We start from the raw sequence: 20,883 nt of genomic DNA on the forward strand, positions 1-20,883 counted from the left end.
CTGTGCAAGAGGCAAGGAGAATCTCGATGAGCGACACATATAGCCGTTTGACCGATGTGCTGAGCGGGTGGTCGAAGGTGGCGGGCCCAGACATCACGCCGGAGATGGAGATCGATGCCGGGCTGGACATCGACTCGTTGACTCGGCTCGAGCTTTGCCTGGCGCTGAAAAAGGAATTCCAGCAGCCCATCGACGAAAATCAGGTGTTCGCGGCGAACACCGTGTCGGACTTGCTGAACCTGCTGTCCACCTCCGAATAGGCGTTGCCGGCCGAGCAACACCAGCCGGCTGATCAATGACCGGACAACCAGCAACTAAACGAGATTATGCGCTGCGAGCACAGGAAAGAGGCCTATGCAGTGCGGGCTTCGTCTGCTGTGCGTAACTGCGCCCCGGCGATCGGTCGGGGCGAGCGGGAGATCTCCAAGGGTTGATGAGCTCCGAGGGGCTGAGTACCGGTGCACGGCACAGGGCGGACGCCTCGTAGTAGCGGTGAAGCGGACGGGCCACTATGGCCAACGCCCGGTCGGTGCAAGCGGTCAAGGCTGTGACGGTGCCTGTCGCGAAGGCCCGTTTCGGGACACGCCACACCGGCCCGGCGGCAGCAAGCACCCGCCAGGGCCGCGGTCGACAGATCGGCGCTGAAGACACGACGGTCAGTTGCATGCACGGGGCAGGCCGCAGCCCTGCCCCGTGCCTGATCATCTTCATAGTCGCAGCAGACGACGAGGACATCACGCAGGCCCGATGTTCACGAGTAGTGCTTTGTTAACTCGTGTTGTTGAAGGGCGCTTCCACTCGCATCAGACCTCTCCAGCGACGATACGGCTAGGCAGCTGTCCACGCCCGCAGCTGGTGAGGCGAACAGTCCTCACTCGCGCCAAGTCAGCGCAAGGCCGGTGTGGAGCGGTTGGGGCGAATGGACCGTTTGCTTCATCAATCGGGGTGGGCGGGCCGTTCGCTCCACACTAGCCAGCGGCGATGCGTCACTGGGCAAACGCGCTCGGTGGTGCGGTCTCCGCGGCCGGCAGGTCCCAGGCGCACCGGAAGCCAACTGTTGCGCTGCGCCCGCAGCCCAGTCCGGGCAGGAGCAGCTTCACGCTGAAGTCCGGTTCCTGGCGTCCGCCGTCGAGGTACCACTCGGAGCCCTCGGCCCGGAAGTCGCTGCCGCCCTTGAGCTTGACGAACCGGGTCCGCCCGTTGGAGTGTTCGCTCTCGGTCCAGTTCCAGACTGCTGGCTCGCCGCGCCGCAGGCGACCGGTCTCGCCGACGATCTGCCACTCGTCCTCGGTCGGCAACCGGCCGCCGCCCGGACGACGCTCCTTTGGGGGTGGGATCCGTGCTGGTGGTGTGCTGGGGTCATCCCTTCACCGCGCCGGCCATGACGTAGTGGACGACGTCCGGTGCCGTCTCGGAGTTGAACGCGGTGATGAGCCCCGCGCCCACGCCGCAGCGCCGGCTTCGCGGTGAAAGTTCCCACCGTGCAACTGCGGTTCGCGGAGTGGACCGAAGCCGGTCTGTGGCGGCGACTGCACCAAGCCGTTCACGACGAGCTTGAGAGCAGGGAAATGATCGACTGGTCCCGGGCGATGCTGGATGGAGCATCGCTTCGTGCGAAAAGGGGGTTCTGTAACAGGTCCGAACTCGGTCGGGGCAAGCTCGGCGCCAAAATCCACGCCTTGTCCGACCGCTCAGGCATGCCGCTCGCGGTTGGTGTCTCCGCTGCCAACACCCACATGCCGCGCTCAAGCCGCTCGTACTGGCCATTCTCGCGATCCGATCCCGCTGAGAACCACACGCCGCTTCCGCCCCGCGAAACTCCACGCGGATAAGGCATACGATGTCGCCGAATTGCGCGAGTGGCTACGCGACCGGGAATCGTGTCATGACTGGCTGGCAAGGGCATCGAGTCCAGTGCACACAACTTGGTCGACACCGTTGGGTCGTCGAGCGCTGTTCGGCTACCGCCGACCGACCGTCCGATACGGCCTTTTTTGCGGGATCCTCACGCTTGCTGCCGCCTCATCTGCTGCAAAAAAACTCGCCAAATGATACACGCTCTAAAATACTGGTCCCGATGTCGTGCGGAGATGGTAGGTCGAAGTAGATTTTCGGGCATTTTCCGATACCCGTTCGTCCTGTTCTGGAGTTTCTCGGTTGAGTATGCCCGAGGCGGCTGGTTGGCTACTGGGCAACGCGCTTGAACAGGGCGCCCCGATATTCCTTGAAAGGAATCCCTATGGGTGTGAAGAATGCAGTGAAGCGGGTCGTGGTGGGGCTCGGAGCGACCGGTCTACTCAGCGGTGCGCTGCTGGCGGGCACCGTGGCGACCGCCTCGGCCTCGACCATTCCGAACGGGTATATCCAGATCTGTGCCCAGGGTAACTACTCCGCCTACGTGGAAGTTCACCCGGCCGAACTCGGCGGCGGCATGACCACGGGCGGCATGGCCAGTACCATTCAGCGGCCGGGCAACTGCTGGATGCAAAAGCTCAGCACCCACGGCGTGGACGCCCCGGTCGATGTGTGGGGCATTCGCCCCGACGGGTCGACGTTCCACGTCGGTGCCGCGTCGTACAACAGTAAGGACGGCCTGGGCCTCGGTGCGCAGGGCACCGTTAGCAGGCCCACGATGGCGAAGTGGTGATCCGGCGTAGTGCACGGCCGCAGGCGCGACATCGGTTGCGCCTGCGGCCTTTTTTTGCGCTTTCGGGTTCGAGGGGAATCTCGTACCTTTCTGGACCGAGGTAGTGGTTTCGGGTCGGCGGTTCGCACGAGTCGCGCTCGGGGTCGGCTTGGTTCCGAGCGGACTCCGAGAAAATCGATGCCGCGGCGGAAAGGACATTTCGGAGGGAGCGCCGATGGCGATCGAAGCGAGGCCGGACACGTCTCTGGTGGAGTTTCCCGACCGGGAAACCCGCACGCGGCTGTTGGTGTGACCGCCGGACCGATTCGGCGCACGTACCAGAAACATCAGCGACGAGGGCTACGAGGGCAGGTCGCTGGGCTACCAGCAGATGGTCCGCGCGGGGCTGGAAGTGCAACGGGTGACGCTCTTGAAGTTGCGCAACGAAGGGGAGATCTCCAACGAGGCGATGACCCGCATCGTGCGGGAGTTCGATTTCGAAGAAGCAAGACTGGAGATCTGGGCACCGCAGCACCACGCGCAGGCCATCGCACGGATCTCGTGCGCCGCCGCACGCCTCGGGTACCCAGGTACCCATTGCCGAGGTCGGCCACGCGGTGCAGCGCGAAATGGCTGGTGCCGCACGTCGAAGCCCGCTGGCTCCGGTCGGCGTGCGCGATGGGCCACGAGCTGGTCTGCTGGTTTCGGGAAGCCGTCCGTGGCAGTACCCGGGGGGAGATCCAGATGAGCACCTATCGAGTCGCGCAGGTCGCCGCCGCCGAGGGGACGTTCGAGATCGCCGAGCGCGAGGTACCGCATCCAGGCCCCGGCCACGTGCGAATTGCCGTGGACGCATGCGGGGTCTGCCACAGCGACTCGATGTTCGTCGACGCCGCGGTGCCAGGCGTCCGGTTCCCGCTGGTTCCCGGGCACGAGATTGCCGGGCGCATCGAGGAGCTCGGGGAGGGAACGCAACCCTGGTGGCAGGTGGGAGACCGGGTCGCGGTGGGATGGTTCGGCGGTAGCTGCCACAACTGCACGCCGTGCCGGCAGGGTGACTTCATCGTGTGCGACAACCTGAAAGTCCCCGGGTGGGCCTACGACGGCGGCTTCGCCGAGTCGGTGATCGCCCCGGCCGACGCCCTGGCGCGGATCCCGGACGCGGTGACGGCAACCGATGCGGGCCCGATGGCCTGCGCGGGGGTGACCACGTACAACGGCCTGCGGCGCAGCTCCGCGCGGCCAGGCGATCTCGTCGCCGTGCTCGGCATCGGCGGCTTGGGACACCTCGGCGTGCAGTACGCGGTCGCCATGGGTTTCGAGACCGTGGCTATCGCCCGCGGAGCCGGCAAGGCCGATTTCGCCGGGCAGCTCGGCGCGCACCACTACATCGACAGCACGGCCGGCACCTCGGTCGCGGACGCGCTGCAGTCCCTTGGCGGGGCCAAGGTCGTGCTGGCCACTGCCGCCAACTCCGATGCCATCACTGCGACGGTGGACGGGCTGTCGCACCGCGGCGAGCTGGTCGTCATCGGCGCTGTGCCCGAGCCACTGGGAATCAGCCCGTTCCAGTTGCTCCTGCGCGCCAGGATCGTCCGCGGCCACCCGTCCGGCACCGCGCAGGACGTGCAGGACACCATGGCTTTCAGCGCCCTGCACGGAATCCGGCCGATGATCGAGGTCCTGCCGCTGGAACGAGCCGACGAGGCGTACCGGAGGATGCTGTCCGGCACCGCCCGCTTCCGCATGGTGCTCACCGCCGACTGAGGAACGCCGGGTTCTGCTGCGGCTTCCCGGTTCCCACGGACAACTGTCTCTTGTGGACATGGCAAGATCGTGGCGCGCAGCTTCAAATCGTGTCTTCCTGAGCTGACGGGGCTCGGGAAACGCGGTCGGCGGGCTTGCCCTTTGATGTGGTCCGCCGACGTGTTCGTCGGCGGACCACATCACAAGGCTCACTTACTGGTCGACGCGCTGAGCGCGCCCTCCCCGTGGTGGGGCCAGCGGGCCGGTTCGCCGACGGGCTTGTCGCCGAGTACCGTGACGCGGCGGCCGACCCGGCGGCCGGTGTAGTCGTTCACGGCGTAGTGCTGGGTCGCTCGGTTGTCCCAGACCGCGACCGCGCCTGGGATCCAGCGGTAGCGGCAAACCCGTTGCGGGCTCTCGGAAACTTCGAACAGGTGGTTCAGCAGTGCGTCGCTCTCACCCGAGGTCAGCTGCGGGATTCGGCGGGTGAACATGCGGTTGACGTACAGCGAGCGGCGGCCGGTTTCCGGGTGCGTGCGCACCACGGGGTGCTCGGCCTCGCTGCGGAACGAGCCGTTCGGGTGCTCGAAGACGTGCACCGCGGTGAGCCCTTCGAGCAGGTCGCGCACCGGCGCGGACAGCGCTTCGAAGGCCAGGTACTGGTTGCTCCACATCGTGTCGCCGCCTGCCGGCGGGCATTCCACGAGCTGCAGCACCGACGCGATCGGCGGCGAGGGGCTGAACGTGACGTCGGTGTGCCAGACGTCGGCGCGCGCGCCCTTATCGGAGTCCAGCACCACCAGCTCGTCGTGCCCGGGAAGCTTCGGTAGGAACGGGTGCACCTCCAGTTCGCCGAACCGGCGGCCGAACGCCTTGTGCGCTTCCGGTTCGAGTCCTGCCGTGTCCGGGAAGAACAGCACGAGGTGGTTCAGCAGCAGTTCCCGCACCGCGGTGAAATCGGAGTCGGTCAGCGCGTCGAGCGGAACGCCGCGCACTTCCGCGCCGAGGGCTCCGGACACCGGGCGCACGTCGAAACGGTTCTCGGTCATTTTTCTCCTTTCGCTTACGTTTTTCGGGCAGGGCGAAATGCCCTTTCGTCGCCCGGGAAAAACATTCGGGCGATGGTTGACGGGAATTGTCCTGAATTGGCACTCTGGTCGTGCCGGATGTCGTTTCCGGCGGCCCCCGAACCCCTTCGTCGAAAGGACGCTCATGCCGCACGATGCCGCTGCCGAGCTCGCCCGCCTCGTGGACCTGGCGACCCCGTTCGCGATCCGCACCGCGGTCGCCCTGCGGCTGCCGGAGTTGGTCGAGGCCGGCACCACCGGCCTGGCGGAGCTGGCCGCCGCGAGCGAGTGCGACGAGGACTCGCTCGCGCGGCTGCTGCGGCACCTGGTGTCCGTCGGCCTGTTCGCCGAAACGGCGCCGGGCGCCTACGGGCTCACACCGTTGTCGCGCGAACTGCTCGGCGAGGACCACCGCTGGCAGCGCGGTTGGCTCGACATCGGCGGCCCGGGCACGAAGATGGACCTCGCCTACACCGGGATGCTGCATTCGGTGCGCACCGGCGAATCCGCGTACGGCCGGGTGCACGACGTCGAGTTCTGGGCTGACTACCAGCGCGACGAACGGCTGCGACTGTTCTTCGGCGCGATTATGGCCGCGCACGCCTGGCAGACCGGCCCGGCCGTGGCCGCGGAGTACGACTGGTCCGGGGTGCGGCGGGTGCTCGACGTCGGTGGTGGCACGGGGGCACTGCTCTCGGAGGTGCTGCTCAAGCACCAGCACCTGACGGGCGCCGTGCTGGACCTGCCACCGGTGCGTCCCGAAGCCGAGCAGGCGTTCGCCGAGGCGGGGTTGTCCGAACGCGCGGAGTTCGTCGGCGGCAGCTTCTTCGATCCGCTGCCGGCCGGCTACGACGTGCTGCTGGTGTCGCGGGTGCTGACCGACTGGAACGACGAGAACGCCACGAAGATCCTGCGCCGCTGCGGCGAGGCCGCGGGGCCGGACGGACGCGTCGCGATCGTCGAGGTGCTCGCCGGTGAGGAGCACGCGAAGAACAACTCCTCGTTCGACTTGCAGTCGCTGACGCTGCTGGGCGGTCGTGAGCGCAGCGTCAACGACTTCCACGCGCTGGCCGCGGCCGCGGGCCTGTCGGTGCACGCCACGCACCGCTGGCCGAGCGGGCTGGTCGTCGTGGAGTGCACGGGCTGACACCGCGCTCACGCCCAGGACGGGAGCCGCCGGGCCCGCGGGTCCGGCAGCAACCCCAGCTGGTGCAGCCGGTCCAGCGGGGTCAGCGGGTGCACGCCCAGCCCGGACATCGTGTGCATCACGGTGTAGCGGATGCGGTCGTTGCCCCCGGTGCCGCGCAGCGCCCGGCGGCCGGCGAACCGGCCCACCCACGACAGGTCCGTGATCATCCTCGCCGCGTTGTGGCTCGTTCTTCCGATGTGCGCCAGATTCTCCCGGCGTGCGGCCGAATACCGCGCCAGCGCGTGGTCGACGGCGGCCGCGGCGAGCGAGCCGCCCTGCCGCAGCATCGTGGCGAGCTCGTAAGCGTCGGCGATCGCGCTGTTCATGCCCTGCGCGGCCATCGGGTGCACGGTGTGCCCGCTTTCCCCGACCAGCGCCAGGCCCGGGACGGCGAGCGATGGCGCGAGGAACCGGGACACCGGCAGCAACTGCCGGGCGGCGAGGTGCGTGCGGATCGACGCCTCCAGCGGTGCGAGCGCGGGAGTCTCCCGGACCAGGTCGGTGGCCCAGCGATCCAGTCCGCCGGCGCTGAGACCGCGCATCTCGTGCGCCCCGGCCTGCGCGTAGAGCCGGATCCGGCCCTCCGGCAACGGGTAACGCAGGCGTAGCCCGCGTGGCGTGACGTAGGCGGAGAAGTCGGGTTCGACCTCCGGCGCGTCGTGCAGCTCCAGCGCGACCAGCCGGTGCGGGTAGTCGTCGCGGCGGATCTCGATGCCGGCCTCGCGACGCAGGCGGGACGACACGCCATCGGCAGCTACCACGAGCGCTGCCTCGACGACGCCGTCGCCGATCCGGACGCCGGTGACCCGGCCGCCGGTGAAAACCAGGCCGGTCACCAGTTCTCCACGGCAGAACTCGACGTTGTCCGGCAGGGATTTCGCAAGCGCTTCGAGGATCGCCGGGTAATCGTGGGCGAGCAGCCAGTTGCGCTGCACGGGCAGGCGCGCGTAGTCGAGAGCCATCTGCGCGCGGCCTTCGGCGTCGCGGGCGACCAGCTTCCCGAGCCGCAGTGCCCCGGCCGCTTCCAGCCGCAGCGCGACGCCCCACTCGTGCAGGATCGCCAGTGCCCCCGGCTGGAGCACCTCGCCCTTGGCGACCGGCCGCACCCGCTCCTGCTTGTCCACCAGCAGCACGCGCCGACCCAGCCGGCCCAGCGCGCACGCCGCCGCCAGCCCGGCGACGCCGGCGCCGCACACCACGACGTCGTAGCTCATCCCGCCACCGCCTTCCGGTAGCGGGCAAGGGCTTTCAGCGCGAGACCGTGGGCTAACGCGGGATTCGGGTACCGGCAGACGTGCCGCACGTATTCGTTGACGTTCGCGGCGGGCCAGCCGCCGGCGGGCAGCCGGTGCGCCAGCAGCCAGTCCACACCGGACCGCGCGGAATCCGGTTCGGCCCCGGCGGCCAGCAGCGCCGACACCGCCCAGCCGGTCTCCTCGACGGTCCCGGGCTCGCCGTCGCCGGTGCCCCACGAGCCGTCGGCCAGCCGCGTGCGTTCGAGCCACGCCCGCGCGCGTCGTGCCGGTTCGCCGTCTGCCGCACCGGCTTTGGCGAAAGACTGGAGCACGGCCGAGGTGCCCGCGGTGTTCATGCGGTACCAGACGGACTCGAAGCTTCCGTCCGGCTTCTGCACCTTGGCCAGCCACCGCAGCGCGCGGCGGACGCGGCGGTCTTCGGCGGGCACGCCCGAGTCCAGCAGCCCGTCCACGGCCTGCGCGGTCATGTGCGGGCACGGTCCGCTGTTGGCGACCTTCGTGTTTCGCACGCACAAGCCCCACGAGCCGCGGGTGTCCTGCTGCAGCGTCAGCCAGGTGACGCCGCGGCGCACGGCATCGGCCTGGTCCGTGCCGGGCAAGTGGTTCAGCGCGGACAAGATTTCGCCGGTCTCCAGCGTCGCGGGCCAGCCGCGAGTGCCCGACCAGCCCCAGAACCCGGGCGCGCAGCCGAATGCGGTGAAAGGCTGATCCTGTTGCAGGCGAAGGAAGAGCTCCTTGACGGCGGCCAGCCGGGGATCCGCTGCGTACCCCGCTTCGAGCAGACCGGCGGTGGCGTACATCGACCAGGTCAGGTCCAGCGGCCCGCTCGACCACGAGCCGTCGGGCGCGGCCATCCGGCGGAACCAGCCGACGGCGCCGTCGACCATGTCACCGCCCAGCCCGGCGCGCGCGAGCCCGGCGCAGATCAGCCCGGTCACCCAGGCGTCCTCGCACCAGCCGCCGGTGCTGCCCTCGTGCTCGTAGACCTGCCGGATCACGGCGAGCGCGTTCGGTTCCGCGAGCTTCGCCAACGACCGCTGCAGCCGGGTCAGCGGTTTGTGCCGCGCCTGGGCCAGGCCGAGCGCGGAGACCATCGGTGCGCGCAGGTCGAACAGCCGCCGGTACAGCCCGGGCAACAGCGCTAGCTCAAGCGGGAACCGCCGCATCTCGTGCGCGTCGAGCCAGCCCGCGAAGCCGTAGAACTGCCGGCACCACGCGACGACCTCCGCGTGCGGGATCGCTTCCAGGCTGCCGAATTCCCGCATCCACTCCTGACCGGCCTCGACTGCGGCGGCGTTGCCGCGCGGATCTGTCAGGTGCAGCACGGCCGACGCCACGGCCGTCGGCCCGGCCTCGGCCGCCTCGCCGGGCACCATCGCCCAGCCGCCTTCGGCGGCCTGCGTGCGCTTGAGCCAGCCGACGCCTGCCTCGATCAGGTCCGCGGCCCCTCCGGGATCGGCGAAGTGCAGCGCGCACACCGCGCCAACCGTGCCGAGCGTCGAGGTCAGTCCTGCTCCGCCGTAGTCGAACACCCCGTCCGCGCGTTGTGCGGCGAACAGCGCCTCGGCGCCCTCGGTGATCGCCTCGGTGATCTGGTCGGAACGCAGGAAGGTCACGCCGGGTCCTTTCTCCCGGCCACCGTAGGGGCGGGCGGGAACTCGTGGCGGGCGCGCATCAGCGCTTGGGTGAGCAGCGAGAACAGCAGTACGGGCAGCACGAGTGCGAGCGCGAAGCGGCTGCCGGTGACACCTGCGATGACCGCGGCGGCGAGCGCGAGGCGTTCGGCCACCAGCAGTTCGTGGGCGCGCAACGCGGTCCGCGCGCCCACGACGTCGCCCGCGCGCACCAACGGCGTGAACGCGCAGGCCCCGATGATGGCGGCGACGGCGGTGATAGCGAGCTGGGCGGCCGGATCCGTTGTCGCCCAAACCGCGCCGAGCACGACCAGCGCGACGCCACCGCTGTACAGGCGCAGGGCGAGCCGGACCGCGTGCCGGACGCCGCGGCGCACCGGCACCGAGCGGTAGCCACCGGCGCGGTCGCCGTCGACGTCGCGGACCGTTCCCACCAGATTCGACGCGGTGTCGTGCAGGAGGAAACCGGCCGCCACCGGCAGCAGCGGCCACGGGGGCCATGGCGCAGCCACCATTGCGCCGATCACGAGGGCGAGCGCGGTGAGCGCGCCGCGCGTGACGTTGCCGGCGATGCCGCGCCTCTTGAACACCTTGCTGTAGCCGACGATCCCGGCCACCGCGACGACGAACAGCGGCACGATCCGCCAGTTCGCCCACACCACCAGCACGGCCGAAAGCGCCGCGCACGCCAGGCCGCCGCACAGCGCGGCCTCGGTCGACAGCCGTCCCGACGGGATCGGCCGATGCGGTTTGCCGATCGCGTCGAGGTTGCGGTCGAAGTAGTCGCCGAGGTAGTGCCCGGACAGCCAACCCAGCGTCGGGGCCAGCGCCGCCACGACCAGCGCGTCCGCACGGCCCGCGCCCCCGGCCACCGCGGTCCCCGCGAGCCCGAGCAGCGCGGGGTAGCAGGAGGTGTAGGGGCGCCAGGTTTGCACGTGAGCGAGGACCGACCAGCCGATCCGCCGGCACAGTCGCGTGATCGCCGGCGCCACGGTCAGCGGTCCCTCCGCACCGCGAGCTCGGCCACCGCGCCGAGCAGACCGGCCGCCTCGGCGACGGGGAGCACGCCGAGCCCGGACTTGGCCAGCCGCACCTCCTCTCGCGCCTGCGCCAGTGCGAGGTCAAGCGCGCCCGTCGCCACCACGACCTCGCGCAAGGCGGCCAGCGCCGCATCCGGCCGGAGCCCGCCGGCCAGCACCTGCTCGATCCGGGACCGCTCGGCCGGTCCTCCCTCGCGGTGGGCCAGCAACACCGGGAAGGTCGGGCGGAGGTTCGCCACGTCACTCGTGCCCGGTTTCCCGGTGACCGCTGGATCACCGAGGAACGGCAGCAGGTCGTCGTACATCTGGAAGGCGAGGCCCGTGTGCTCGGCGAACTCCGTGACGGCGTCGACCGCACCGGGCGATCCGCCGCCGAGCACCGCACCGGCCCGGCAGGAGCCGCGGAACAGCGCACCGGTCTTGAGCGCGGCCACCTGAAGGTAGGCCGCGAGACCGCTGTCCGGCGTGTCGTGGGCAGGCGGCACCAGCAGCGCCTCCTGCACCTGGCCGCGGCACAGGTCTTCGCCCGCTCGCGCGAGTATGCGCACTGCGGACAGGATGTTCGCCTCCGGCACCGCGCATTCGGCAAGCGCGCCGAACAGCTTGATGATCAACGCATCCCCGGTGACGATCGCGTCGGACACGCTGTAGCGGGCGTGCACCGACGCCCGGCCACGGCGGGTGGTGTCGCCGTCGATGATGTCGTCGTGCACCAGCGACGCCGCGTGCAGGTACTCCACGGCCAGCGCTGCGGGCATCACCGCTTCGCGATCGCCGCCGACCGCCTCGGCCGAGGCTGCCAGCATCAGCGGCCGTAACAGCTTGCCTGGCGACAGCAGCGCGTAGCGGGAGACCTCGTCGAGACGATCACCGGTGGCGGGCCAACGCGCGGTGAGCGTGCGCCGGATGTCCGCCACGACCGGGGACGAGGTGACCTCGTGGCTCAGGGCGTCGGGAGCAGTCATCTGGCGAAATCCTTGGCCAGCACCAGCAACGCGTCGTTCGCCTCCGGCGTCCCGGTGCTCACGCGCACCCCGGCGCCGGCGATCTCGCGCACCACGACGCCGCGCGCGGCAAGATAGTCCACAAAGGACTTGTTCCGGTCGCCTAGCCGCAGCCACAGGAAGTTCCCGCCGCTGGGCGGCACGTCCCAGCCCAGGTTGAGCAGCCCGGTCCGCACGCGGTCGCGCTCGGCCGCCACCTCGCGACAGCGTTCGCGCATCGCGTCCTCCGCGTCGAGCGCCGCCAGCGCCGCGGCCTGCGCGACGGTCGGCACCCGGTAGAACGGCAGCATCGGCCGCAACGCCGCGGCCACCGGTTCGGCCGCCACCAGGTATCCGACGCGGAGACCGAGCAGGCCATGGGACTTGGAGAACGTGCGCACGACCGCGACCCGGTCGTCGGCCGTCGCGAGGGCGAGCCCGTCGGCGATGTGCGCGGGGTCGGCGAACTCGCGGTACGCCTCGTCGACCAGCACCAGCACGTGCGGGGGCAGCGCGGCGAGGAAGTCCGCCAGCTCGGCGCGGCCGAGTACCTCGCCGGTCGGGTTGTTCGGGTTGCACAGCAGCACGATCTTCGTCTGCGGAGTGACGGCGGCGGCCAGCGCTGCCAGGTCCTGGCCGTCTCCGTCCGAGGGCACCGCGACCGGTTCGGCCAGCGCGTTGCGGATCAGCAGCGGGTAGAGCTCGAACGACGGCCAGGCGTGCACGACCGACGTGCCGGCACCGGAGTGCGCGGTGAGGAACTGCTGGAGCAGGGCCCCCGAACCGGCGCCGGCGACCACCCGCTCCGGCGCGATCGCGAGCCGCTCCGCGATCGCGTTGGTGAGTCCGGTGGCCAGCGCGTCGAGCGTGAGGTGCATGCGGCCGAGGCTGCTTTCGGCCGCCTCGAGCACGCCGGGCAATGGTCGGGAAGTGTTTTCGTTCAGGGACAGCTGATGAATGATCTGAGTCACGTGAATGAAGGCCTTTCCGTTGCCGCACACGGGCTTTCCAACGCCTGTCACCACATTCTAGATCAGAGCCTCCGTCAGATTGCGGGCAGTCGTGATCATTGTCAAGCCGCTGAAAGCATTGTCCACCAGACAAAAACCGACGATCGGGTTAGCTTTCCGGGCACGGTCACCGGAATTTCGGGCACCATTCCCGATGGCGGATCGACGGTAGGCCGGCAATTCCGTAGCATCGCGTGCGCGATGAGCACACTCCGGTTTCCAGGCCGTGACGAAAGTGTTTCCGTCGGCGGCTCTTGCCAAGGCGGCGAGATCCTTGGCCAGCACGTCGAAGCCGGGCGCTTCCCGCACCTGCCGGGCCAGATCTGCGGCGCACCCAAAGCACTCAGGAAGCTCGCCGAGTGCAGGCAGGGCGAATCGGGCCTGATTTTCGGCTCTTCTGCTTCTTCCGTGGGTTAGGCGTGTCCGGGGATTGACACATCTACCGAGACATGACACCGGTAAGAACCGGCAACGCCACTCACGACCCGACGGACACCGGTCCGTGCGAGAGCACGCACGGCCGCCCCGGTCGCCGTCGAAGAACCGGCCGAGGCGCGGCTCTCGCTGGGTGAATATGGCGAGGTGGCGGGAGATCTCACGACGTTAGTCACCGCGCATCCCATCCGCGAACGGCTGCGTGCGGCCCAGCTGCGGGCGGCTACGGGGGGCGGACGGCAGGCCAAAGCCCTCGACAGCTACGAGGATCTGCGCGGGCAGCTGGACGACGAACTGGGCGTGGACCCGAGCTCGGAACTGGTCGAACTGCACCGGTCCCTGCTCGCGCAGAATCCCGCCCTTGCCGCGCCGCGACCGCAGCCGGTGGTGCGTCGGCGCCGGCGCAGCGCACCTGCACGTCCTGGCGACCAGCCGCGAACCGCTGCGCCTGGCCGGCGAGGGCATCGTGGCGGTGCTTGACCAACAGAGCCCGTGAGCGTTTTCGGGCGCCATAGAGGCTGTTTGAGAACTCGTTGTGCGGCGGTGGTGTACCTGGCGTTGCTGGTGTGGGGCGAACGGACTGTTCGTGTCGTTAGGTGTGGTAAGTGGTCCGTTCGCCTCGTCTTCCTGATGTTGGGTGCCTGTGTGGTGGTGTGGGGCGAACGGACCGTTCACGTCGGTAGGTGTGGTAAGCGGACCGCCAGGAACCGCCGGACACTGCCGACTTATGGAAGCCCACTCGAAGGGGGTAGGAATTCATACCCGCTATTTTTGCTGCCGGAAATCGCACGGATTGAGCGTTGCTCGTCTCCCGCAACGAGAGTCCGCATCGTTCGCATTGTGCACCTTGCCTGCGCGCAACTCGGTCAACGCGTTCGGTGTTGGTATCTGCTGCCATCTGGCGCCGATCGAATCGCCCGGCCCGGTTTCGGCGTGACCAACCGCTGACTGTGTCACCAATACTTTCCTTTGCGGCGGCAAGATTCCGCTATTCGACAAGACAGCTGCAAATCCGGCTGAACTGTTTAACGGCCTTGATCGCACCCGTGCATGCTTCGCCGGTATTTCTTCGTCCCCGCCGTGCGCGACCCGGCGCCATCAGTAGACAACTGGCGATGGCCGCGCACCAGCGCCGATCAAGCTCGGTGGCATGAAGTTCCGGCCCGGCAAGTCCGGTCCCGGTGTCATGACGGGTCGAGGGTAGCGACTACTTGCTCGGATGGAGGTGGAGTCACACTCCGCCCGCTCCACAGCGGCTTACCCAGATTGATAGTTGTCGTTACAGTGAGCCTTTTTCATCCTGGCTGATCCGCAGGCGCGACGCCTGAAGTCCCACGGTCCGGGCTCCGCAACCGGCGTAGCCACCTTGGCCCACCTTCGCAACGTGCACCGCCGCGGGTTCTCAGCGGTCTTCTCGCGAGGACAGCCCGGACGCCGCGTATTGGTCATGCACAAGTCCGGGATCCCGGAGCCGAGAACACCGCTGAAATACCGCTACCGGCACCGCAATGCAAGAAGAGGCCGGAAAACACTCAATGAAACTCGCGGACGCTTTGTGGAGTCTGCTAATGCGGTGTGCCGACGTCCTTGCGCGGGCGTCGTGAAAGGCACCAGGTCACCTGGCAATGCATGCGGCCATCGACCGACGGAAAAAAGTGCACGAACAGCTGTTCATATAGGCACCGTTAGCTCGATCGGGCCACATCGCCAACTTGTATTAGTAGCACGCGTTCTTTTAGGGACGACAGGCGACGGCATCCCGGCTCGGTGGTGGTGATGTCAGCCGCTTTCCGTTTCCCCGAGTTCTTCTCGCCAGGAGGTTTCACATGCTGCGACTCGAGCCGTCTCCGCAGACGGTTGGTGTTCCGGTGCCGTGGTGCGCGACCGCCGTGGGGAAGGTGCGATTGACCGATCGGTTCACTTTGCACTCCAGTGCACCGGAGTGCAAGTCATTGAGGCGGGCGCGGCGCGGATTGGAGCACCTGCTTAGCTTGCTTGGCGCGCAGGATGTGGCGCTGGGCGGAGCAGCGGTGGAGGAGTCGTCACCAGCGGGCGGCAGCTGGTTCGTGGCTCTTGGCGGGGAGGATGACCGGCACTGGGTGCGTGCGGCTGGGCTGTCGCAGTTGCGTGCGCGTCAGGTCGCGGTCGACGAGGTGGTGCTGTCCTCCGGACTGTGTCTGTGGGGGACCGGAGCGTTGTGTGCGGTGGGAGCGGCGGGAGCGGTGGAATTGACGCGGGCACCGCAACCTGAGCAGGTGCGCACTCTGCACACTCTGCGGGCCGACGCGGAGCTTTCCGCATATGAGACCACGACCTCAGCGGCACTGGCCGGACTCGCGGGCGCGTTAGCGCGGTGGGCGGCGATACGAGTGCCTCTCACAATGGACTGGGACATACCCCGGCTGCACTACTTGGCCGCCTTGCTGGACGAGCGGGGTGCGCCGATGCTGCCACCGGAATTGTGGCACTACTGGCAGGATTTGGTGCGTCAGCGCAACGCCCAGGTCCACGCGCTGGTGGAGCGGCGATGTCTCGCCGAGGGCCTGCACGCTGTCGGCGTCGAGGGGCTGGCCGGTATTGCGGACATTGCCCGCGGCCGGTTGCCAGGTACCACGCCCCGCCAGGCGCTGCGGTTTCTAGCCGATGCCGATCCGGTCTGGCGCCGCATCGCTGCGACCGAGCAGGTCACCAGTTACTCCGAGCTGGTCCGGTTGGCCTATGTGGTGCAAGTCCTGCGAGTCGGTTGCCCAGAGCTGCACGGACGATCTGGGCGATTGCTGATATGCGTGGAGGATCCGGCCGAGTCCCGCATTCTCTCCGTGGCGCGGACAGTCGCCGAACGGGCTGGGCTGGATCTGCAGGCCGTGGGGCTGTATCCGCTCGGGACGCTCCTGCCCAGCACGGGCGGCAGCCTGCACGCCTGCGGGCTGCCGTAAGCCGCGCCGGGAAACAGACCGGCACAAGGGAGACGCAGGGGCAAATCCGTTCCGGTGGACGCGGAAAGTGCCCCTATAGCGCGGTGGTTTCCGGTGATGCGACCGCCACCCCCGAAGCGCGCACGGGCCCCGCAGGGCAGTTACGGGCTTTGCTCGTCGCACGACGCAGCGCCGTCAGTCCCGCGTCCAAGCCGGGCTGCAGCTGTGCTGTTCAACGCGTGCCCGGATGAAGACACGCACGCTGGCAGTGCGGAGCTCATGGTTGCGCGACCCGCACCGGCCCTTGGTTTGTTCGACGTCGTCGATGATCCAGCCAGAGTCGACGGCATCGGCGAGGCAACCGTAGTGATCAACGGGCCCTGTGGCCGGTGCGGCCGGGTGGAAAGCGGACGCGTCACTCCCGTGGTCACCGATCATGGTCGTGCATGGAAGAGGATCTGAGATGTCCAGAACGCCTTTGTATGGTTTCACCGTCAGTTCGACTTTACCAAGCGTCAGCATCCCGCGGACGGCCTTTTCGAGGTCGGCCAGCAACTGACTTTGCCCTTCCGTCCAGCACATGGCTTTGGGGACGCGCAGGAGGATTCGCACATCCACACCGTTAGTGGAAACCGCCGTGACAAAGCCAAGTTCGGTCAGGGAATGCTGCTCGCCCGGTGGACGGATTCCCCCCAGGACATCCCACACCTGCCGAAGCAGACTGCTGTTCAGTTCAGCGTTCATCCTCAACGGAGCTCCTCCCCGGCGTTGGCTGGCGATTGCCCACACCGCCTGAGATTTCGTGGTCGTGCGATAACGCGGCGCCTGCAGCCGTGTGTGCCGGGACGTTCCCGCCTCGCCTTTTCCGGGCGACACCACCGGGGTGGGCGAATGTGCGGCGTAATCCCACCGACGCGAGCACTTCACCCGCGGATGATGTGCTTCAGCGGGTCCTTCTGCGGAGACTTGCCGAACTTGTAGTCCGTGCCGAACCGGGTCGCCGCGGTGGCGAACGGTCGGATCCCCACGGCACCTCCGTGATCTCTTTGTGCGCCTTGCTCAAGTTCTCTCGGCTCACGCTTTGCCTCCGGTGCGCAACGTTGCCCGGGAAGGTTGTCGCGGAGCCCGGGATGACGGGAATCAAACACCGACCAAGAGCTTTTGCATATCTCAATATGAGACAATCCTCGCAATTTCGCCGCGTTAACGGCCACCTGCACCTGCCCCACGGAAGTCCGGTCAGAGGTCGATGCCGAATTCTTTGATCTTGCGGTAGATCGTTGCGCGGGAGACGCCGAGCGCGGCGGCCGCGTCTTTCTTGTTGCCCCGGTTCTCCGCGAGGCTGCGAACGATGGCGTCTCGTTCGAGGGCCTCGATCTGGGTGAGCGTGCGGCGTGACAGGGCGCGACACACCGGTGGCAGCTGATCGACGCCGATGGTTCCGGAACGTTGCCGCTGGATCACCTCATGCAGCACCTGACCCAGCTGCGCGACGTTGCCGGGCCAGCTGTACTTGGACAGTTGCCGCATCGTCTGAGGTGAGAGGGCCAGGTCGGTGCCGTGACCGAGCCGACGGAGCAGGTGCGGCACCAGTTCGTGGAGGTCCTCGATGCGGTGGCGCAGCGCGGGGACGGGCACGGTCTCGCCGAAGAAAGGCAAGATCAGCGCGTCGAGGGTGGTGTCGTGGCTCGCGGTGCTGATGGTTGCGCCGACCCAACCGGCGTGCTCGTGTCCTTGGAACAGGTCGGCGAGGGCGGCCAGCCGAGCCTGCCCCAGCGTGTCGAGGTCGCGCAGGATGACGCTGAAGCGCTCCCTGTCGAGTTCTTGGGCGAGGATTCGGTCGCCGGCGGGGCCACGGAGATCGGCCGCCGTGAAAACCCGCGTAAGTGCGGATGGGCTGTACTGTGCTGCCGCTGCTTTGAGCGTTTCGCAGCGACCGGAACCGGGCTCCCCGGAGACCACGACCCACCGTCCCTCACGCACGCAACGCGCGATCTGCTGGCAGCTGCGGCGCCACGAGACGCTGGAGCCGACGACGCCCGGCAGCGGGTGGGCCTGCACGGCGGCGGAAACGAAGGCCGGGGACGCTTCGACGATCAGGTGCACGTGGAACAGGGCCATCGTGGCGCGGCTTACCTGGGGGAAATCTTCGGCGCTGCAGAGCCGGACGGTTTGCCCACTCGGCAGGGTGGCGACGAGGCGGGGTGCGGTGGTCGCGGTCGAGTCCGCCGCGTGCTCGAGCAGGGCGGCCTGATCCCGGACGTCCAACTCCTGGCGCAGGTGCCGGTTCATCAGGACGAGGTCGTGACCGATGGCCAGCACACCGTGCTGTGGGGAGCGGCGGCAGGCCCTCATGTAGGCGTTGAGCAGCGCGGTCTCTTGCTTGCTGGCCTGTGTGAGTAGTCGCCCCTCGATCTGATTGGTGGCGGTTTTGGCGAGCGTGGCCAGCAGGGAGCCGCCGCCGTCGTCGACCCAGCCGGTCAGGTCGAGCGCGCCGATGAGGGTGCCGGATATCGGGTGAGTGATCGGGACGCCGGCGCAGGCCAGGCGGCCGAGCTGCTCGGCGTAGTGTTCGGAACCCATCACCAACGTCGGCGCACGGGTTTCGAGGGCGGTGCCGATCCCGTTGGTGCCGACGAATTCCTCGGCGTAGCTGTATCCGGGAGCCAGCTGGACGTCGTCGAGGTGACGACTGAGGCCCCTGCTCGCGCCGATTCTGGTCAGTACGACTCCGTCGGCCGAGGTCAAGATAACGCTAACCGCCTCGTCGGCCAGCCCGTCGGCCAGTTGCCGGAGCACCGGCGCGGCGGCCGTGGCGAGCGGGCTGTCGAGGTTCGGTTCCCGCACGAAGGGCAGGTGTGGCGCGTCGACCTGGACGCGCAACGCCTGCGAGCGGCGCCACGAGGTCAGGATGCTCTCTCGCACGGCGGTGCTATCGGGTTCGTGCGTGCTCAGGAACCGCTCGCGCGCTTCCTGCACCTCTCGGGTATTGGTCGGTAGGCGACGTGGCATGTCTGTCCTCTCGATTCCGGCCGTCGGCAGGCGCGGTTCCGCCTACCGCGGGCCGTCCCTGCCCGGTTCACCGGGCACGGTAGCCACGTCTCAACGTGAGATAGGTCTCAGATTGAGACGCTCGCTACAGCCTGCTGCGGGGTTCCATTTCACCGCGATGACGGGCGTCGTACAAGGAGATGACGGGCGTCGAACGCAGCGATGACAAACGTCGAACGCGGCATCGAATCGCTCCTCAGCTGCGGCCAGTCGTCGGACCGAGAACCCATCCCACCCCGGGAGGCAGGCGTTGAGCAGGCAGAGCCTGAGCAAAGCTCACAAGAAGATCACCGAGCTCTCGTGGGAGCCGACGTTCGCCACTCCGGCGACCAGGTTCGGCACCGACTACACCTTCGAGAAGGCCCCGAAGAAGGACCCGCTCAAGCAGATCATGCGGTCCTACTTCCCGATGGAGGAGGAGAAGGACAACCGCGTGTACGGCGCCATGGACGGGGCCATCCGCGGCAACATGTTCCGTCAGGTGCAGCAGCGATGGCTCGAGTGGCAGAAGTTGTTTCTGTCGATCATCCCGTTCCCGGAGATCTCGGCCGCACGGGCAATGCCGATGGCCATCGATGCCGTACCCAACCCGGAGATCCACAACGGGCTGGCGGTGCAGATGATCGACGAGGTTCGCCACTCGACGATTCAGATGAACCTCAAGAAGTTGTACATGAACAACTACATCGACCCTGCCGGGTTCGACATGACGGAGAAGGCGTTCGCGAACAACTACGCGGGCACCATCGGCCGGCAGTTCGGTGAAGGGTTCATCACCGGTGACGCGATCACCGCGGCGAACATCTACCTGACCGTGGTCGCGGAGACCGCGTTCACGAACACGCTGTTCGTGGCTATGCCCGACGAGGCCGCGGCCAACGGTGACTACCTGTTGCCGACCGTGTTCCATTCGGTGCAGTCGGACGAGTCGCGGCACATCTCCAACGGCTACTCGATCCTGCTCATGGCGCTCGCCGACGAACGGAACCGTCCGCTGCTCGAGCGGGACCTGCGGTACGCGTGGTGGAACAACCACTGCGTGGTCGACGCCGCGATCGGCACGTTCATCGAGTACGGCACGAAGGACCGCCGCAAGGATCGGGAGAGCTATGCCGAGATGTGGCGTCGGTGGATCTACGACGACTACTACCGCAGTTACCTCATCCCGCTCGAGAAGTACGGGCTGACGATTCCGCACGACCTGGTCGAAGAGGCGTGGAAGCGCATCGTCGACAAGGGCTACGTCCACGAGGTGGCCCGGTTCTTCGCCACCGGGTGGCCGGTCAACTACTGGCGGATCGACGCGATGACCGACGCCGACTTCGAGTGGTTCGAGCACAAGTACCCCGGCTGGTACTCGAAGTACGGCAAGTGGTGGGAAGAGTACAACCGGCTCGCCTACCCCGGCCGGAACAAGCCGATCGCGTTCGAGGAGGTCGGATACCAGTACCCGCACCGGTGCTGGACCTGCATGGTGCCCGCACTCATCCGCGAGGACATGGTCGTGGAGAAGGTCGACGACCAGTGGCGGACCTACTGCTCGGAAACCTGCTACTGGACCGACGCCGTCGCTTTCCGTGGCGAGTACCAGGGCAGGCCGACTCCGAACATGGGCCGGCTGACCGGATTCCGTGAGTGGGAAACCCTGCACCACGGTAAGGATCTCGCCGACATCGTCTCCGATCTCGGGTACGTCCGCGACGACGGGAAGACACTCGTGGGCCAGCCGCATCTCGATCTGGACGACCCGAAGAAGCTGTGGACTCTCGACGACGTGCGGGGCAACACGTTCCAGAGCCCGAACGTGCTCTTGAACGAGATGTCCGACGCCGAACGCGAAACCCACATCGCCGCATATCGCGCAGGCGCAACTCCGGCTTGACCCGGGTCGGCGGGTGGCGTCGTGTCCACTCCGGCGCCACCCGCAGTAG

The 20,883-nt window shown here is 68.0% G+C and carries 17 protein-coding genes and 2 pseudogenes; 10 read left to right on the forward strand and 9 right to left on the reverse strand.

Annotation, left to right across the window (positions count from 1 at the left end):
- Positions 1–26 precede the first annotated feature (26 nt).
- Positions 27–260 carry an acyl carrier protein gene (locus DL519_RS00815; protein WP_190812457.1) on the forward strand — a complete coding sequence of 78 codons (234 nt, stop codon included), beginning with the start codon at positions 27–29 and terminating at the stop codon, positions 258–260.
- Between the two features lie 726 nt (positions 261–986).
- On the opposite strand, the gene DL519_RS00820 is transcribed toward DL519_RS00815, so the two are convergent.
- Positions 987–1,298 (reverse strand): hypothetical protein, encoded by a 312-nt coding sequence (locus DL519_RS00820; protein ID WP_223838307.1) that lies wholly within the window; start codon positions 1,296–1,298, stop codon positions 987–989.
- A gap of 162 nt (positions 1,299–1,460) precedes the next feature.
- Between DL519_RS00820 and DL519_RS45355 the strand changes: the two are divergent.
- From DL519_RS45355 to DL519_RS00830, 3 genes and pseudogenes are all read left to right on the forward strand, one after another.
- Positions 1,461–2,052: pseudogene (locus tag DL519_RS45355) on the forward strand (transposase); the annotation flags it as partial.
- A 187-nt stretch (positions 2,053–2,239) separates the two neighbouring features.
- Positions 2,240–2,647: a hypothetical protein gene (locus DL519_RS00825; RefSeq protein WP_190812458.1), complete on the forward strand. Its 408-nt coding sequence runs from the start codon at positions 2,240–2,242 to the stop codon at positions 2,645–2,647.
- Between the two features lie 723 nt (positions 2,648–3,370).
- A complete protein-coding gene (locus tag DL519_RS00830; protein WP_190812459.1) occupies positions 3,371–4,393 on the forward strand; it encodes an alcohol dehydrogenase in 1,023 nt (340 codons plus the stop codon).
- Positions 4,394–4,581: 188 nt separating this feature from the next.
- On the opposite strand, the gene DL519_RS00835 is transcribed toward DL519_RS00830, so the two are convergent.
- A complete protein-coding gene (locus tag DL519_RS00835) occupies positions 4,582–5,421 on the reverse strand; it encodes a TauD/TfdA dioxygenase family protein (RefSeq protein WP_190812460.1) in 840 nt (279 codons plus the stop codon).
- A gap of 163 nt (positions 5,422–5,584) precedes the next feature.
- On the opposite strand from DL519_RS00835, the gene DL519_RS00840 reads away from it, so the two are divergent.
- Positions 5,585–6,586, forward strand: a complete 1,002-nt coding sequence (locus DL519_RS00840; RefSeq protein ID WP_168589645.1) for a methyltransferase — start codon at positions 5,585–5,587, stop codon at positions 6,584–6,586.
- A gap of 8 nt (positions 6,587–6,594) precedes the next feature.
- On the opposite strand, the gene DL519_RS00845 is transcribed toward DL519_RS00840, so the two are convergent.
- The 5 genes from DL519_RS00845 to DL519_RS00865 are packed head-to-tail and all read right to left on the reverse strand — an operon-like array spanning position 6,595 to position 12,512.
- A complete protein-coding gene (locus tag DL519_RS00845; protein WP_190812461.1) occupies positions 6,595–7,842 on the reverse strand; it encodes an FAD-dependent oxidoreductase in 1,248 nt (415 codons plus the stop codon).
- Positions 7,839–9,500: a prenyltransferase/squalene oxidase repeat-containing protein gene (locus DL519_RS00850; RefSeq protein ID WP_190812462.1), complete on the reverse strand. Its 1,662-nt coding sequence runs from the start codon at positions 9,498–9,500 to the stop codon at positions 7,839–7,841. Before DL519_RS00850 ends, DL519_RS00845 begins: the two co-directional genes overlap by 4 nt.
- Positions 9,497–10,510: a UbiA family prenyltransferase gene (locus DL519_RS00855; RefSeq protein ID WP_223838308.1), complete on the reverse strand. Its 1,014-nt coding sequence runs from the start codon at positions 10,508–10,510 to the stop codon at positions 9,497–9,499. Before DL519_RS00855 ends, DL519_RS00850 begins: the two co-directional genes overlap by 4 nt.
- 2 nt (positions 10,511–10,512) lie before the next feature.
- Positions 10,513–11,523, reverse strand: a complete 1,011-nt coding sequence (locus DL519_RS00860) for a polyprenyl synthetase family protein (RefSeq protein ID WP_190812463.1) — start codon at positions 11,521–11,523, stop codon at positions 10,513–10,515.
- Positions 11,520–12,512 (reverse strand): aminotransferase class I/II-fold pyridoxal phosphate-dependent enzyme, encoded by a 993-nt coding sequence (locus DL519_RS00865; protein ID WP_190812464.1) that lies wholly within the window; start codon positions 12,510–12,512, stop codon positions 11,520–11,522. The genes DL519_RS00860 and DL519_RS00865 overlap by 4 nt, the downstream gene beginning before the upstream one ends.
- On the opposite strand from DL519_RS00865, the gene DL519_RS00870 reads away from it, so the two are divergent.
- The 4 genes and pseudogenes from DL519_RS00870 (at position 12,414) to DL519_RS00880 (ending at position 15,922) form a co-directional block, all read left to right on the forward strand.
- Positions 12,414–12,968: a hypothetical protein gene (locus DL519_RS00870; protein WP_190824589.1), complete on the forward strand. Its 555-nt coding sequence runs from the start codon at positions 12,414–12,416 to the stop codon at positions 12,966–12,968. The two genes, DL519_RS00865 and DL519_RS00870, sit on opposite strands and share 99 nt — an antisense overlap.
- 135 nt (positions 12,969–13,103) lie before the next feature.
- Positions 13,104–13,271, forward strand: a pseudogene (locus DL519_RS49620) (BTAD domain-containing putative transcriptional regulator); the annotation flags it as partial.
- A 76-nt stretch (positions 13,272–13,347) separates the two neighbouring features.
- Entirely contained in the window at positions 13,348–13,482 is a 135-nt protein-coding gene (locus DL519_RS48270; protein ID WP_263399545.1) for a hypothetical protein, read from the forward strand.
- Positions 13,483–14,977: 1,495 nt separating this feature from the next.
- Complete coding sequence (locus DL519_RS00880) at positions 14,978–15,922, forward strand: hypothetical protein (RefSeq protein WP_223838309.1); 945 nt, start codon at positions 14,978–14,980, stop codon at positions 15,920–15,922.
- 174 nt (positions 15,923–16,096) lie between these two features.
- On the opposite strand, the gene DL519_RS00885 is transcribed toward DL519_RS00880, so the two are convergent.
- Together DL519_RS00885 and DL519_RS00890 are read right to left on the reverse strand one after the other, a co-directional pair.
- The gene (locus DL519_RS00885) at positions 16,097–16,645 is read right to left on the reverse strand and encodes an iron-sulfur cluster assembly protein (RefSeq protein WP_190812466.1); all 549 of its coding nucleotides are present in this window, start codon (positions 16,643–16,645) and stop codon (positions 16,097–16,099) included.
- 495 nt (positions 16,646–17,140) lie between these two features.
- Entirely contained in the window at positions 17,141–18,913 is a 1,773-nt protein-coding gene (locus DL519_RS00890) for a sigma-54-dependent Fis family transcriptional regulator (RefSeq protein WP_190812467.1), read from the reverse strand.
- Positions 18,914–19,202: 289 nt separating this feature from the next.
- Here DL519_RS00890 and DL519_RS00895 point away from each other — a divergent pair, with 289 nt between their 5' ends.
- The gene (locus DL519_RS00895; protein ID WP_190812468.1) at positions 19,203–20,834 is read left to right on the forward strand and encodes a ferritin family protein; all 1,632 of its coding nucleotides are present in this window, start codon (positions 19,203–19,205) and stop codon (positions 20,832–20,834) included.
- Positions 20,835–20,883: the final 49 nt, after the last annotated feature.

This window comes from Saccharopolyspora pogona (genome assembly GCF_014697215.1).
In the GTDB taxonomy this organism is placed as follows: domain Bacteria; phylum Actinomycetota; class Actinomycetes; order Mycobacteriales; family Pseudonocardiaceae; genus Saccharopolyspora; species Saccharopolyspora hattusasensis.

What these genes read in the sequence shown, in the direction of transcription:
- DL519_RS00815 (WP_190812457.1), top strand. Translation starts at nt 27, where the DNA reads ATGAGCGACACATATAGCCGTTTGACCGATGTGCTGAGCGGGTGGTCG.
- DL519_RS00825 (WP_190812458.1), top strand. Translation starts at nt 2,240, where the DNA reads ATGGGTGTGAAGAATGCAGTGAAGCGGGTCGTGGTGGGGCTCGGAGCG.
- DL519_RS00830 (WP_190812459.1), top strand. Translation starts at nt 3,371, where the DNA reads ATGAGCACCTATCGAGTCGCGCAGGTCGCCGCCGCCGAGGGGACGTTC.
- DL519_RS00835 (WP_190812460.1), bottom strand. Translation starts at nt 5,421, where the DNA reads ATGACCGAGAACCGTTTCGACGTGCGCCCGGTGTCCGGAGCCCTCGGC.
- DL519_RS00840 (WP_168589645.1), top strand. Translation starts at nt 5,585, where the DNA reads ATGCCGCACGATGCCGCTGCCGAGCTCGCCCGCCTCGTGGACCTGGCG.
- DL519_RS00845 (WP_190812461.1), bottom strand. Translation starts at nt 7,842, where the DNA reads ATGAGCTACGACGTCGTGGTGTGCGGCGCCGGCGTCGCCGGGCTGGCG.
- DL519_RS00860 (WP_190812463.1), bottom strand. Translation starts at nt 11,523, where the DNA reads ATGACTGCTCCCGACGCCCTGAGCCACGAGGTCACCTCGTCCCCGGTC.
- DL519_RS00885 (WP_190812466.1), bottom strand. Translation starts at nt 16,645, where the DNA reads ATGAACGCTGAACTGAACAGCAGTCTGCTTCGGCAGGTGTGGGATGTC.
- DL519_RS00890 (WP_190812467.1), bottom strand. Translation starts at nt 18,913, where the DNA reads ATGCCACGTCGCCTACCGACCAATACCCGAGAGGTGCAGGAAGCGCGC.